Below are 13,966 nucleotides of genomic sequence, written 5' to 3'. Positions count from 1 at the left end.
AAACAGATGAAAAACCGAACTATTTTAGCCGAAAAGGGGTGTCGCAGGCGAACCCTGCGTTGAAGTCATGCAGGTGTTGTGCCAGCGACCTGACCTTGCGGCCGGGTTGACGAGCGATAAAACCGCTCCGTCAGGTCCCGCTCGGCGGCTTTTTGGGCACGTAGGGCGCGTCGGCGCTCAGTCCCAACGTGGCGCGCACGCGCGCCTCGTCGAGCCTGTAACGGCACAGTTCGATGCCGTCACAGACCAGCACCGGTACCAGTTCGTCGTAACGCGCGACGAGTTCGGGGTCGGAATCGACATCGATTACGTCGAGGCGCGCGCCCGCCGCCACGGCGAGCGGTTCGAGCGCTTCGCGCATTTCCTCGCAGAGATGACACCACGCCCGGCCGAACAGGACCAGATGCGCGCTCGCGCGCGCCACCGCGCGAGGCTGGGTGGCGGTCGAGGTACGCATGGGCGTGTTGGGCATGATGCTGACTCGCTGGTTTGCCAACTTCTAAAACTGACGTCTGTCGCTTATTTCTGCGCCGGCCCGCGCGGGCGGATCGGCACGAATTGCGTATTGTCGCCCCGACGCACGAGAATCGCGACCATCTTCTGCGGGTCCAGATGCGCGGTAACGTCCTGGAACTGCTTTGCGTTGGCGATATCGGTGTCGCCCACGCGCAGGATGATGTCGCCCTTTTGCAGACCGGCACGCGCTGCTGGCCCGTCCACCGAATCGACCACCACACCGCCCTTGATCTTGAGCTGGTTCAGCTGGTCGGCCGGGATATCCGTCACCGACAGACCCAGCGCGTTAGCCGCACGCGGCTTCGGCTCCGGCGCCTTTTTCGGGTCGGCCTTCGCGCCCTTGTCCGTCTGCATTTCCGCAATCGTGATCGGCAGTTCGCGCGTCTGGCCCTTGCGCCAGACCGTCACGGTTGCCTTGCTGCCGGGTTTGGTGTCGCCCACCATGCGCGGCAGATCGGTCGCAGTGTCCACCGACTGGCCGTTGAACTTCAGGATGATGTCGCCCGGCTGGATGCCCGCCTTCTCGGCCGGGCCGCCCGGTTCGACGCTCGACACCAGCGCGCCCTGCGCCTTGGGCAGACCGAGCGAATCGGCCACGTCCTTGGTCACTTCGCCGATCGCCACGGCGATACGGCCGCGCGTAACCTTGCCGGTGGTCTTGAGCTGATCCGCCACGCGCATCGCCTCGTCGATCGGAATCGCGAACGAAATGCCCATGAAGCCGCCCGTGCGGCTATAGATCTGCGAGTTGATGCCGATCACTTCGCCCTGCATGTTGATGAGCGGGCCGCCCGAGTTGCCGGGGTTCACGGCCACATCGGTCTGGATGAACGGCAGATAGTCGCCGGTGTCGCGCCCCTTGGCGCTGACGATCCCGGCAGTCACAGTGTTTTCGAGGCCGAACGGCGAACCGATTGCCACGACCCACTCGCCCACGCGCACCTTGTTCGAATCGCCGACGTTCACGGCCGGCAGGTTGTTCGCCTGGATCTTGACCACGGCGACGTCCGTGCGGTCGTCCACGCCGATCAGCTTGGCCTTGAATTCGCGCTTGTCGGTGAGCGTGACGTAGATGCTGTCGGCGTCATCCACGACGTGCGCGTTGGTCATCACGTAGCCGTCGCTCGTCATGATGAAGCCGGAGCCGACGCCGCTGTTCTGCTCGTCGCCGTTGTCCGGGCCGGAATCCTGGCCGCCCTGGCTACCCTGACCGCCCTGCCCACCCTGTCCGCCGTGTGGCGACTGGCCACCGCCCTGACCGCCTTGCGGACCTTGCGGCAACGGAATGCCAAAGAAGCGACGGAAGAACTCCGACATATCGCCGTTATCCATCCCCGGTGGCAGCGCGCCGCCACCCTGCGAGAGCGTCACGCGCGTGGTCGTGCGGATATTGACCACCGACGGGCCCACCTTGTCCACGAGATCGGTGAAATCAGGCAGATTGGCAGCAGGCGCCGCCGCTGCCACTTGCGGGGCGAGCGGCAGGCACACCGCCACCACCGCGGCCGCGAAGAATTTGCGCAGCGGGAGGATCGTCATATCGTATTCGGCCGAAGGAGTTACTTGGGAGCCTTGTATTCTATGGCAGACGCGAATTGCTGCAACGTGGCCTGGGGCACTTCGCCGAGCAAGGTGATCCAGTAATCGCCGTTGCGCTTCACCAGCACATGGGTCGCGCCGTTGCTGCCCGCGCCTTCCTTGCGGCTGTTGTGCTCGACCGGCTCGACAAAAACCGACACGGCCGACAGGCCATCCGAGAACACAGCCTGATCGACCGGGATCGGCGGCTCGCTGGCGTCGCGCGCGGCCATCGGGCGGCGCAGTTCGCGGATTTTGACGAAGCCCGGCACGGTCTGCGCGAAGCTCCAGCCCTGCGCTTCCATATCGACGGTCTGAAGCGGCGGACGCACCACGGTCCAGCCAGCGGTGTTACGCATGCCGGCTGCGATGGGCGCCTTATCGACCGGCACGCCAATGCTCACCTGCGTAAAGGAGAGCTGCTGGAGCACCTGGCCGTTCGACGGATCGAGCGTCTGCGAGCGCAGCAGCAGGCCCGTCTTCGCGTCCGCCCACAGCTTGTAGGCGAAGCGGTAAGTGTCCTTGGGATCGAGTTCGATGACCTGGCTGTCGATGCCGGCGACACGGTCGGTGCCGAGCATCTTCGGGTCGTAGACGGACAGCACCTGGTCGCCGCTGGTGGCGAGCAGCGCCGGGAACGCGTCCTTGTTCTGGCGTTTTTCGACGACGCAGAGCTTGCGCTCCGGCACGAAGGTGTAGAGGTCGTCGTTATGGCGCAGCATCTTGCGCGGCTTGCCGTCGAGGCTTTCGAGCTGCTCGAACTCGCCGTCGCTCTTCGTCGCGTAATGCGTAATGCGCGACGACTGCACGTAGTTGCCGCGCTGATAGACGAAGGTGCCGATGTAATTCTGCTGCTGGGCGGCCTGCTGGATGCGGTCGAGCCACTGCGCGGCGCTCCGGCGCGTGGCCGGATCCGTAACGGAAGCAGCCGACGCGCCTTGTGCATGCGCACGCGTGGCGGCAGACAGAGCGGTGAACATTACGGCTGCGCAGCACAGGAATGCCGGCAACCGCCCCCAGAATGTATTGTTATTCAACCGCAATGTCTGCATCAGACTCACTGGCCTTGCGTGGTAAGGGCGGCAGAGCGGATCAGCGGCATCGAATCCGACATGACCGGCTGCTGCGCGAACTGCTGGTGCGCTTCGAGATAAGCGTCCAGTTGTGCGTCGCGGATGATATTGCCATCCTGAACGGCGGCCGTCTGCACGGGCACGGTGTTCATGGCCACGCGCTGGACATTGTCGCCCGCGGGTTGCATGGCCGCGATCTGCGGACCGCCGGCCATGCCGACGCCACGCATCTGCGGCACGACAATCCACGTAAGCGTGGCTGCGGCAGCCGCCACAGCCAGCGACGGCATGACGCGACGACGCAGCGAAAGAATACGCGCGACGCGACCGTTATGCGTGCTGACGGCAGCATCCGCGGCGACGGCGGCAGGCGCCAGCACGTGCGGCTCCGCCTCAAAGCGCGCGGCAAAGCCCGCCATGAACGACTGGCTCGCGGCCGGGCTCATCGCCAGGTCGTCCGAGCGCAGCGCGTCGCCGATCAGGTGATACGCCGACCAGACCTTGCGGTCTTCGTCGTCGAGACTGGAAAAAATAGCGTTCAGATGCGTGTCCGCTTCACTCGCACTTGCAGCGGCGAATTCGCCATCGACAAAGGCGGACAGGCGCTCGCCGTGCGAGCTTGACACCGATTGCATCGAAACCGACCCCATGATGCTCCCCATTTCTTTACAGAAGCCCCGCAGTGACACACTCACTTTAGTGACTTGCGTGCGCGCCCGGCGCGAGCGTGGCTTTTTTACCAGCGCTTGCCTTCCGGTGTGTCCAGCAGCGGACGCAATTTTGCCGCAATGGCTTCGCGAGCGCGGAAAATTCGCGATCTGACGGTGCCAATGGGGCAATCCATCATTTCAGCGATTTCCTCGTAACTCAAACCTTCAATTTCCCGAAGAGTAATGGCGGTGCGCAGCTCTTCCGGTAGAACCGCCATTGCAGCATTGACCGTCTGGGCGATCTGCTTGCTCATCAACATCGACTCGGGCGTGTTGATATCCCTTAGTTGATCGGCGTCCGAGAAAGTTTCCGCTTCTTCTGCATCTGCTTCGGTGGAGGTGGGGGCGCGTCTTCCCTGGGTCGCAAGGTAGTTCTTCGCCGTATTGACCGCAATACGGTACAACCACGTATAGAAAGCGGATTCGCCACGGAACTGCGGCAGCGCCCGATACGCCTTGATAAAGGCGTCCTGGGCCACGTCCTCGACCTCGGCGGGGTCCCGCACGAGGCGCGAGATCAGGCGGATGATCTTGCGGTGGTACTTGGAGACCAGCAGTTCGAACGCGGCCTTGTCACCTTTTTGCACGCGCTCGACCAGCACCTGGTCAATTTCTTTTTCGCTCACCTGAAAAGTCCGTTAGCTCATGAAGTGGACGCGGGGCCTCATTGTAGCGTTACCGCCACGGCACCACGTTACGCGCGTAACAGCGGTTACAGTCTTTACAGCGCACCGCTGGAGGTGGAACTGGACTAAATGGGGACGCCCTGCCCAAGCGCAAGAGCCGGAACGAAAAGGAAGAAAAACGGAAGGGAAAAACGCGGATAAAGACGGGAATTCAGCGGCCGGACGCGCTGCGCGCCGCCACCGCAAGCAGACGGAACGACTCGGCATCGACCGAATCGGCGGCGACGAGCAGACTGCGACGTTGCCCGCCCGCTTCGACCACGAGCGAAAGCAGCGCCCCGCCCCACTGGGCCGCACCGCTCAGCCGCCCATCCATGAGACACGCTCCGGAGCGCGAAAACGCCGCGAAGCGATCGATCCCGATTTCGATATAGGCCGGCTGCGCACGACGCCATGCCGCGAAGGCAAGACCGCCGGCAGCGGCCAGTGAACATGCAGGCAGCAACGCTCGCCACAGGCCGCCAAACCCCGGCGTCAGCGTGACAAGCAAGGCCAGCGTGGCTATCGCAATTCCGATGAGCAGCAAGCCCTGCAGCACCCAGGACGGGCGCAAGGCAATGCGAGGACTACGCGGCGCATACACGCGCCGGGCAGGAGAAAGAGAGTCGCGGCCGGCCGGCGCGCAGTGTTGCGCCGGCGCGGCCGCGGTGTCGCTCGAGGCGATCACGTCAGGGCCGTCAAGCCTTAAGCGTGACGCTTGAAGACGAGCGTGCCGTTCGTGCCACCAAAGCCGAACGAGTTCTTCAGCGCGACGTCGATCTTCATGTCCCGCGCGGTGTTCGCGCAGTAGTCCAGGTCGCAAGCCGGATCCTGGTTGAAGATGTTGATCGTCGGCGGCGAGATCTGGTTGTGCACGGCGAGCACCGTGAACACCGATTCCAGACCGCCCGCGCCGCCCAGCAAGTGACCCGTCATCGACTTCGTCGAGTTCACGACGATGTCCTTTGCGTGGTCGCCGAACGCGCGCTTGATCGCGGTGGTTTCCGCGAGGTCGCCCAGCGGGGTCGACGTGCCATGGGCGCTGAGCCAGTTCACTTCGTCCGCGTTCACGCCGGCGTTCTTCATCGCCGCGATCATGCAGCGGCGTGCGCCGTCGCCGTCTTCCAGCGGAGCGGTCATGTGATACGCATCACCGCTCATGCCGTAGCCGCCGATTTCCGCGTAGATCTTCGCGCCGCGCGCCTTCGCGTGTTCGTACTCTTCGAGCACCATCACGCCGGCGCCTTCGCCGAGCACGAAACCATCACGGTCCTTGTCCCACGGACGGCTTGCCGTTGCCGGATCGTCGTTGCGCTGCGAGAGCGCACGCGCCGCCGCGAAGCCGCCGATGCCCAGCGGCGACACGGTCGATTCCGCGCCACCGGCGATCATCACGTCGCAGTCGCCGTATTCGATCAGACGCGACGCTTCACCGATGCAGTGCAGGCCGGTCGTACATGCCGTGACCATCGACAGGTTCGGGCCCTTGAGGCCAAACTTGATCGACAGATGGCCCGAGATCATGTTGATGATCGAGGCCGGCACGAAGAACGGCGAGATGCGGCGCGGGCCGCGGTTGAGCAGTTCGGTTTGCGTGACTTCGATCATCGGCAGACCGCCGATGCCCGAGCCCACGTTCACGCCAATGCGTTCCGCGTTCGCTTCGGTGACTTCGAGGCCGCTGTCCTTGAGCGCCTGCATGCCTGCAGCGATGCCGTAATGGATAAACGTATCCATATGGCGCGCTTCCTTGGCCGGCATGTACTCTTCGACGTTGAAACCCTTCACTTCGCCCGCAAAGCGGGTCGAGAAGTTCGTGGCGTCGAACTTCGTGATGTTGGCGATGCCAGACTTGCCGGCGACCAGATTGGCCCAGCCGTCGGCAACATTATTGCCAACAGGCGAAATCAGCCCCAGGCCTGTAACAACAACTCGACGGCGGCTCACGGTAACCCCTTTTCCATAGATGACAAAAACAAAAGCCACAGAGGCCACAGGAAATGCTCCTGTGAGCCCTGTGGCTAGTTGACCGGCAGATGCCTCGCAACGCGTGCGGCGGCCATATGCGGTTTCACGGGCGAGCGTCCTTGCGGGCCGTTGGTACTACATGCGCGCCGATGGCGCGCCCGGCCCCAACAGGAAGAAGGCTGATTAGGCCTTGACGTTCGCGCGAGCGTAGTCGATAGCTTGCTGGACCGTCGTGATCTTCTCGGCTTCCTCGTCCGGGATTTCCATGCCGAATTCGTCTTCGAGGGCCATCACCAGTTCGACGGTGTCGAGCGAGTCTGCGCCCAGATCGTTCACGAACGAAGCTTCGTTCTTGATTTCAGCTTCGGCGACGCCCAGTTGTTCGGCGACGATCTTCTTGACGCGCTGTTCGATGTTGTCCATTACCCCTCCAAGGGAAAAAAGTTAGCTCATGAATGCGAGTGCGCGCATTTTATCAGGTTTGACCTGGCAGAAAAGCAGCGCACCTGCGGTTCCGGAACGGCTGTCCGCGCCCGCATCTAACGGATCCTTTCGTCGGATGCTTCAAGGCGCGGATAGTACCTGAATCCGGTTAAGACATATACATGCCGCCGTTCACGTGCATCGTCGTGCCCGTGATATAGCCCGCCTGCGGCGAGGCCAGGAACGCCACCGCGTGAGCGATGTCTTCCGGGCTGCCCAGACGTCCCAGCGGAATCTGCTGCTTGAGCGCGGCCTGCTGCTCAGCGGGCAGATCCTTGGTCATGTCGGTATCGATGAAGCCCGGCGCCACGCAGTTCACCGTGATGCCGCGGCTGCCGATCTCGCGCGCGAGTGCGCGCGTCATGCCCGCGACGCCGGCCTTGGCCGCCGCGTAGTTGGCCTGGCCCGGGTTGCCCGACGAGCCGACCACCGACGTAATGTTGATGATGCGGCCGCCCTTGGCCTTCATCATGGGGCGCAGCACCGCGCGCGAGAGACGGAACACCGACTTCAGGTTGGTGTCGATCACCGAATCCCATTCGTCGTCCTTCATGCGCATCGCCAGGTTGTCCTGCGTGATGCCCGCATTGTTGACGAGAATCGCCAAAGCGCCAAATTCCTTGACCGTCGCGTCGATGAGCGCTTCTGCCGCAGCTGCGTCGTTGACGTTGAGGACCGCGCCGCGGCCCTTCACGCCCGCTTCCTCGAACGCTGCCGTGATGGCCTGCGCGCCCGCTTCGCTGGTTGCCGTGCCGATCACCGTCGCGCCCTGGCGCGCCAGTTCCAGCGCGATCGCGCGGCCGATGCCACGCGAGGCGCCGGTGACGATTGCGGCTTGATTGTCGAGAGTCTTTTCCATCTTCGAATCCGTTGCGAGTTATGCGCGTGTTACGCGTTCAGAAGCGCGAGCGTTTCTTCGAGCGACTTCGGATCGAACACCGAAGCGCCGACCAGATTGCCGTCGATACGCTTCGTGAGGCCGGCGAGCACCTTGCCCGGGCCGCATTCGATCACGTGCGTCGCGCCTTGCGCGGCGATTGCCTGCACGCACTCGACCCAGCGCACCGCGCCTGCGGCCTGACGCACGAGGGCGTCGCGGATCTTCGCGGGATCGGTTTCGAAGGCCACGTCGACGTTGTTGACGACCGGGATGACCGGCGCGTTCAGCGTGATGTTCGCCAGATACTCGCGCAGCTGGTCCGACGCCGGCTTGAGCAGCGACGAGTGGAACGGCGCCGACACCGGCAGCGGCAGCGCGCGCTTGGCGCCCTTCGCCTTGGCGACTTCGCAGGCTTTCTCGACCGCCGCCTTGTGGCCGGCGATCACGACCTGTGCAGGCGCGTTGAAGTTGACGGCTTCGACCACGCCGCCGCTGGCTGCTGCGGCTTCGACGCAGACCGCGCGCACGGTGTCGTCGTCCAGACCTAGCACCGCGGCCATGCCGCCCTCGCCCACCGGTACGGCGTTTTGCATCGCCTGGGCGCGAAAGCGCACCAGCGGCACCGCGTCGCGGAATGCGAGCACGCCCGCGGCGACCAGCGCCGTGTATTCGCCGAGGCTATGGCCCGCGACGATTGCCGGAGCCGGGCCGCCTGCCTGCTGCCACGCGCGATAGACGGCGTAAGCGGCGGTGAGCATGACCGGCTGCGTGTTGGTGGTGAGATTGAGTTCTTCGGCCGGACCTTCGGCGATCAGCTTGCCGATGTCCTGGCCCAGCGCGTCGGACGCTTCCTGAACCGTCTCGCGCACGATGGCGTTATCGGCGAAGGCGTCGAGCATGCCGACGGCCTGCGAGCCCTGGCCCGGAAAAACGAATGCGAATTTCATGACTTCCCCAAAATTCGGTCAAAACGGATGGGCGATGCGCTCGGTTGAACCGCCGCGGACCGCGCACGTCGCGCTGCTTGCAAACCCTCTTGCAAACGCGAGTGCGTGCGGCCTGCCGGGCGGGAGCGCGAAAGCCCGCTCGGAAATCAGTAGCGGATGACGGACGCGCCCCAGGTGAAACCGCCGCCCACGCCTTCGATCAGCACGTTCTGGCCGCGCTTGATGCGGCCGTCGCGCACTGCGACGTCGAAAGCGAGCGGAATCGATGCCGCCGAGGTGTTGCCGTGATCGCCCACCGTCACCACCATGCGCTCAGCCGGCAGGCCGAGCTTGCGGCACGTGCCCTGCATGATGCGGATGTTGGCCTGGTGCGGAATCAGCCAGTCGATCTGGTCGGCCGTGAGCTGCGCCTTGTCGAGCGCCTCAATGGCGACCTTCTCCAGCACGTTCACCGCCAGCTTGAACACCGCCTGGCCGTCCATGTGCAGGAACGCGTTGCCCGCGATCACGCCGCCGTTCACGTTGCCCGGCGTGCACAGGATGTGCGCGTAGCTGCCGTCCGCGTGCAGAGCGCTCGCGAGCACGCCCGGTTCTTCCGAGGCCTGCATCACGATGGCGCCCGCGCCGTCGCCGAACAGAACACAGGTGGTGCGATCGTTGAAGTCGAGGATGCGCGAGAAGGTTTCCGCGCCCACCACCAGCGCCGTCTTGTGCTGGCCGCTGCGGATCAGGCTGTCGGCAACCGAAACGGCGTAGGCGAAGCCCGAACACACGGCCTGCACGTCGAACGCCGCGCCGTGATTGCGGATGCCGAGCTTGTTCTGCAGCAGGCAGGCGGTGCTCGGGAACACGAAATCAGGCGTCGAAGTGGCGACGATGATCAGGTCGATGGACTGCGGATCGACGTCGGCAGCGGCGATGGCGCGCTGCGAAGCGGCGAGCGCGAGATCGCTGGTGGTGACGTCCGGCGCCGCGAAGTGGCGCGCGTGGATGCCCGTGCGGGCGACGATCCACTCGTCGCTCGTCTCGACGCCTTTGGCGGCGAGGCGCTCGGCCAGATCCTGGTTGGTGACGCGCTCAGGCGGAAGGAAGCTGCCCGTGCCGAGCACGCGGGAATAGAGAGTCGGTTGAGCCATTATGCCTTCGAGGATGATGCCTTCGAGGTGGATGCCGCGGCGGGCGGGACGGGCTGGGCGGCGTCTGCCGCCTGGCCAGCTTCACTCGCGGATGCGCTCGCGGCCGGGCTGTCGGGAGTCGACGGGGCAGCGCTCTGGCTGCCGGACGCCTGTTCGAAGGAACCGGCGTTGTCTTCCATGGCGCGGGCCAAACGCTCCAGCACGCCATTTTTGACGGCATCATACCCGCGATTGATCGCACACTCAAACGCGTAGGCGTCAGCGGAGCCGTGGCTCTTGATGACGAGGCTCTTCAGGCCGAGCAGCGCCGCGCCGTTGTACTGGCGGTGATCGACGCGCTTCTTGAAGCGCATCAGCACCGGCAAGGCGGCGATCGCCATCAGCTTCGTGAACCACGAGCGGCCGAACTCTTCCTTGATCATGTCGTTGAGCATCTGTGCGAGGCCCTCCGACGTCTTGAGCGCGACATTGCCCACGAAGCCGTCGCAGACGATCACGTCCACGCTGCCTTTGTAGATGTCGTTGCCTTCGACGTTGCCGCGGAAATTCAGCGTGCTCGCGCGCAGCAGTTCGCCGGCGCGCTTGATGGTTTCATTGCCCTTGATGACTTCTTCGCCGATGTTCAGAAGCCCGATGGTCGGGCGTTCCTTGCCTTCGAGCGCCGCGACGAGCGCGTGGCCCATCTCGGCGAACTGCAGCAGATGCTGCGGTTCGCAATCGACGTTCGCGCCAAGGTCGAGCATCGTCGTATAGCCGCGCGGATTGGGCAGCGCAAAGGCGATGGCCGGGCGTTCGATGCCAGGCAGCGTCTTGAGGACGTAGCGGGACACGGCCATCAGCGCGCCGGTGTTGCCAGCCGACACGCAGGCCTGCGCCGCGCCCTCTTTCACGCGATTAAGCGCGACGCGCATGGACGAGTCTTTCTTCTTGCGAAGCGCGACTTCGACCGGATCGTCCATTTCGACGACCTCGGTGGCGGGAACGACGGAAAGTGCGGGGAGGTCCTGCGCCTTGAGCTTCTTGAGCTGGGCGCGGATCGCCGTCTCGATGCCCACGAGCTGCAGATGCGCGTCGGGGTGGGAGCGGACGAAATGGACTGCGGCGGGCACCGTCACCGACGGGCCGTGGTCGCCTCCCATGCAATCTATCGTGAGCGTAACAGTCATGGAATGCGACGAATTTCAGGCACAAAAAAGCGGCAGTTGAATGCCGCCTTTTTTGCCGAGCCGAACAATTGTCAAGCGAACGGAATCGCCATGTGCGGCGCTGCTGGATGGCTCCTGGACGAACCCGGAGCCGCCGCGCTGCACGCTGGAACGATTAGTCGTTCTTGGTCTTGACGACTTTCTTGCCGCGGTAGTAGCCGTTCGGGCTGATGTGGTGACGCAGATGCACTTCACCCGTGCTCGGCTCGACAGCCAGCGGAGCGCCCGTAAGGAAATCGTGCGAGCGGTGCATACCGCGCTTCGACGGCGACTTCTTGTTTTGTTGAACTGCCATGATAACTCCTGAAAATTTTCCGAATTCTAACACAGCCCGATCCGGCCGCCGCCACCCTGGGGGATGGCCGGACTCCGGGCTCAGGCCCACGTATCTGAAACTGCTGCCCCTGCGGCCGCCTGATAGTCAGTAACAACCGACGCTCAGTGCTTGCTGCCGGGACCGTCCTTCTTGAGCGATTCGAGCGCCGCAAAAGGGTTGATGCGCTCTTCCGTCTCGATCTCCTGCTCCGGCACGTCGTCCACGGAGTCCACGCCTTCCGCGCCATCGGGACCCGAGGCGAGGCTTTCGTGAATTTCCGGACAGACTTCGTGCTTCGGCACGAGCGGCAAGGCGAGCAACAACTCCTCTTCGATCAAGTCGACGAGATCGAAATGGCGTGAGCCTACGATCACTTCGACTTCATCGTCGTCGAGCGGAAACTCATCCGCCTCTTCTTCCGTCTGGACGATACGGAAGACCGCATCGGCATTGAAGGCCTGCTCATAGGGAGCGAGGCACCGCTGACACGTGAGCCAGGCGCCGCCGTGGATCACGAGCCGCAGATACGGCTGCGGAGCATGGGTGCCGTCATCCTGCAATTCCGGCTGCGTAAAGCCTTCGGCCTGCCAGGTGAACGCGGTGTCGCGATCGGGCGCATCGGCCGGGACTTCATTCAATATGCGTGGCAACTGTCCGAGGCGGACCATACCGGCCGCGTCGCGTGCACTGCGCGCAAATTCAAAAATATCGATATCGCGTGGGTTGAGCTGTTCGGTCATGTGAGCCTCTCCTGCTTCAAACATGCGACCTGCAAGCGATGCAAGCCGGTTGATGTGAACGGCCTGATTTACCGATCGGCTGCCTGATCCTTGCTTGATCCCCACCGCATCGGCTACGCGCTTGCTTCATAGCTGCTTCATAACTACTTCACAGCTTCTTGCCGGCCTGACAGACGTGACAAGGCGAACGTACCGATGAAAAGCCCAAAATCATAGCGCCTTTATCTTTGTCAGTCAAACACTTAAGCTCCTGTCCGAGGGCGACAATACAACTGGCCGCAACGCCAGTCTCTGTCCCTAATGTATACCCGCAGTATTCCAGCTCAGACTCAGCTCAATTCCAACCATGCTGCCAGATTCTTCGCCCGCTCAAACCCAGGGTCGCCCCGCGCTGATCCTCGCGTCCAGCTCGCGCTACCGTCGCGAACTGCTCGAACGCCTGCGCATTCCGTTCAGCACCGCCGTGCCCGACATCGATGAAACGCCGCACGCGGGCGAGACGCCCGAAGCCACGGCGCTGCGCCTGTCGGTCGAAAAGGCGCGCGCGATTGCTGCTGCCTTGCCGCCCGGCACGGGCCGCACGCTCGTGATCGGCTCCGACCAGGTGGCCACCTTCGACGGCCGCCAGATCGGCAAGCCGGGCACGCACGAGCGCGCGCTCGAACAACTGCAGGCCATGCGCGGCCGCGAAGTGCTGTTTCATAGCGCCCTGAGCCTGCTCGACACCTCGACTGGCCAGACCGATAGCGTCGATGTCGTGACGAAAGTGCGCTTTCGCGATCTGCCGGACGCCGCGCTCGACGCCTATCTGCGCGCCGAACAGCCGTACGACTGCGCGGGCAGCGCCAAATCCGAAGGTCTGGGCATCGCACTGCTCGAAGCCATCGAATCCGACGACCCCACTGCCCTGATCGGTCTGCCGCTCATCGCGCTCACGCGCATGCTGCTGGCCGCGGGCTATTCGCTGCTGGAGACGCAAGCATGAGCACGGGCACCCTCTATCTGATCCCGAACACGCTCGGCGACGGTGACGAAGCCGCCCTCGCCTACGCCCTGCCCGCGCCGGTGCGCGAGCGCGCGGGCACGCTCGCGAGCTACATCGGCGAGAACGCCAAGACCACGCGCGCGTTCCTCAAGCGTGTGGGCACCACGCGCCCGATCCAGGAAATCGAGATTCACGAGCTGAACGTCAACACGCCGGCCGGCGAAATCGACAAGCTGCTCAAACCGCTGCTGGCCGGCATCGATACGGGCCTCGTCTCCGAAGCCGGCGTGCCCGCGGTGGCCGATCCCGGCGCGTTGCTGGTGCGCCGCGCGCACGAACGCGGCATCAAGGTCGTGCCGCTGGTCGGGCCGAGTTCGATCCTGCTCGCGCTGATGGCGTCGGGCCTGAACGGCCAGAGCTTCGCGTTCCACGGCTACCTGCCGGTGGACGCCAACGAGCGCATCAAGAAGCTACGCGAGCTTGAACAGACGTCGCGCAAGGCGAAGCAGACGCAGATCTTCATCGAAACGCCGTATCGCAATAAAGCGATGCTCGACACGCTGCTGTCGACCTGCGCGCCGTCGACGCTCATCTGCGTGGCCGCCGACCTCACGCTGCCCACCGAGACGATTCTCAGCCGCGCCGTGTCCGACTGGAAGAAGAAGCCCACGCCGGACCTGCACAAGCGCCCGGCGATCTTCCTGCTGCTGGCGAACTGAATCTGCGTGAACTCACGCCAGAAATAAAACGGCCGCTGCACGAAA

The 13,966-nt window shown here is 64.0% G+C and carries 16 protein-coding genes; 2 read left to right on the top strand and 14 right to left on the bottom strand.

Annotated features, from left to right (window positions below; translation table 11 throughout):
- Window positions 1-130: 130 nt before the first annotated feature.
- The 14 genes from F3J17_RS13675 to F3J17_RS13610 all read right to left on the bottom strand — a co-directional run bounded on the left by F3J17_RS13675 (window position 131) and on the right by F3J17_RS13610 (window position 12,217).
- Window positions 131-457, bottom strand: a complete 327-nt coding sequence (locus F3J17_RS13675) for a glutaredoxin family protein (RefSeq protein ID WP_167059700.1) — start codon at window positions 455-457, stop codon at window positions 131-133.
- A 62-nt stretch (window positions 458-519) separates the two neighbouring features.
- Window positions 520-2,055 carry a DegQ family serine endoprotease gene (locus F3J17_RS13670; RefSeq protein WP_167059015.1) on the bottom strand — a complete coding sequence of 512 codons (1,536 nt, stop codon included), beginning with the start codon at window positions 2,053-2,055 and terminating at the stop codon, window positions 520-522.
- Between the two features lie 20 nt (window positions 2,056-2,075).
- The gene (locus tag F3J17_RS13665) at window positions 2,076-3,146 is read right to left on the bottom strand and encodes a MucB/RseB C-terminal domain-containing protein (protein WP_167059012.1); all 1,071 of its coding nucleotides are present in this window, start codon (window positions 3,144-3,146) and stop codon (window positions 2,076-2,078) included.
- A gap of 5 nt (window positions 3,147-3,151) precedes the next feature.
- Window positions 3,152-3,817, bottom strand: a complete 666-nt coding sequence (locus tag F3J17_RS13660) for a sigma-E factor negative regulatory protein (RefSeq protein ID WP_167059010.1) — start codon at window positions 3,815-3,817, stop codon at window positions 3,152-3,154.
- An 86-nt stretch (window positions 3,818-3,903) separates the two neighbouring features.
- Entirely contained in the window at window positions 3,904-4,503 is a 600-nt protein-coding gene (gene rpoE, locus F3J17_RS13655) for an RNA polymerase sigma factor RpoE (RefSeq protein ID WP_167059007.1), read from the bottom strand.
- A gap of 211 nt (window positions 4,504-4,714) precedes the next feature.
- A complete protein-coding gene (locus F3J17_RS13650; RefSeq protein ID WP_167059004.1) occupies window positions 4,715-5,116 on the bottom strand; it encodes a protein YgfX in 402 nt (133 codons plus the stop codon).
- Between the two features lie 131 nt (window positions 5,117-5,247).
- The gene (gene fabF, locus F3J17_RS13645) at window positions 5,248-6,489 is read right to left on the bottom strand and encodes a beta-ketoacyl-ACP synthase II (RefSeq protein WP_167059001.1); all 1,242 of its coding nucleotides are present in this window, start codon (window positions 6,487-6,489) and stop codon (window positions 5,248-5,250) included.
- A gap of 204 nt (window positions 6,490-6,693) precedes the next feature.
- Window positions 6,694-6,933, bottom strand: coding sequence for an acyl carrier protein (acpP, locus tag F3J17_RS13640; protein ID WP_004197638.1), 240 nt, complete (start codon window positions 6,931-6,933; stop codon window positions 6,694-6,696).
- Between the two features lie 169 nt (window positions 6,934-7,102).
- Window positions 7,103-7,852: a 3-oxoacyl-ACP reductase FabG gene (gene fabG, locus F3J17_RS13635; protein WP_167058998.1), complete on the bottom strand. Its 750-nt coding sequence runs from the start codon at window positions 7,850-7,852 to the stop codon at window positions 7,103-7,105.
- Window positions 7,853-7,881: 29 nt separating this feature from the next.
- Complete coding sequence (gene fabD, locus F3J17_RS13630; RefSeq protein WP_167058972.1) at window positions 7,882-8,820, bottom strand: ACP S-malonyltransferase; 939 nt, start codon at window positions 8,818-8,820, stop codon at window positions 7,882-7,884.
- Window positions 8,821-8,966: 146 nt separating this feature from the next.
- Window positions 8,967-9,956: a beta-ketoacyl-ACP synthase III gene (locus F3J17_RS13625; RefSeq protein ID WP_167058969.1), complete on the bottom strand. Its 990-nt coding sequence runs from the start codon at window positions 9,954-9,956 to the stop codon at window positions 8,967-8,969.
- A complete protein-coding gene (plsX, locus tag F3J17_RS13620) occupies window positions 9,956-11,122 on the bottom strand; it encodes a phosphate acyltransferase PlsX (protein ID WP_167058967.1) in 1,167 nt (388 codons plus the stop codon). The genes F3J17_RS13625 and plsX overlap by 1 nt, the downstream gene beginning before the upstream one ends.
- Window positions 11,123-11,276: 154 nt before the next feature.
- Window positions 11,277-11,456, bottom strand: coding sequence for a 50S ribosomal protein L32 (gene rpmF / locus F3J17_RS13615; protein ID WP_018441573.1), 180 nt, complete (start codon window positions 11,454-11,456; stop codon window positions 11,277-11,279).
- Between the two features lie 143 nt (window positions 11,457-11,599).
- Complete coding sequence (locus F3J17_RS13610) at window positions 11,600-12,217, bottom strand: DUF177 domain-containing protein (RefSeq protein WP_167059697.1); 618 nt, start codon at window positions 12,215-12,217, stop codon at window positions 11,600-11,602.
- Between the two features lie 346 nt (window positions 12,218-12,563).
- On the opposite strand from F3J17_RS13610, the gene F3J17_RS13605 reads away from it, so the two are divergent.
- Together F3J17_RS13605 and F3J17_RS13600 are read left to right on the top strand one after the other, a co-directional pair.
- Window positions 12,564-13,202: a Maf-like protein gene (locus F3J17_RS13605; RefSeq protein WP_167058964.1), complete on the top strand. Its 639-nt coding sequence runs from the start codon at window positions 12,564-12,566 to the stop codon at window positions 13,200-13,202.
- Window positions 13,199-13,921, top strand: a complete 723-nt coding sequence (locus tag F3J17_RS13600) for an SAM-dependent methyltransferase (protein ID WP_167058961.1) — start codon at window positions 13,199-13,201, stop codon at window positions 13,919-13,921. The genes F3J17_RS13605 and F3J17_RS13600 overlap by 4 nt, the downstream gene beginning before the upstream one ends.
- The last annotated feature ends 45 nt before the right edge of the window (window positions 13,922-13,966 follow it).

It is taken from the genome of Burkholderia sp. Ax-1719 (assembly GCF_011753055.1).
Taxonomy (GTDB): Bacteria; Pseudomonadota; Gammaproteobacteria; order Burkholderiales; family Burkholderiaceae; genus Paraburkholderia.
This window is presented reverse-complemented; position numbering and strand designations above follow the sequence as displayed.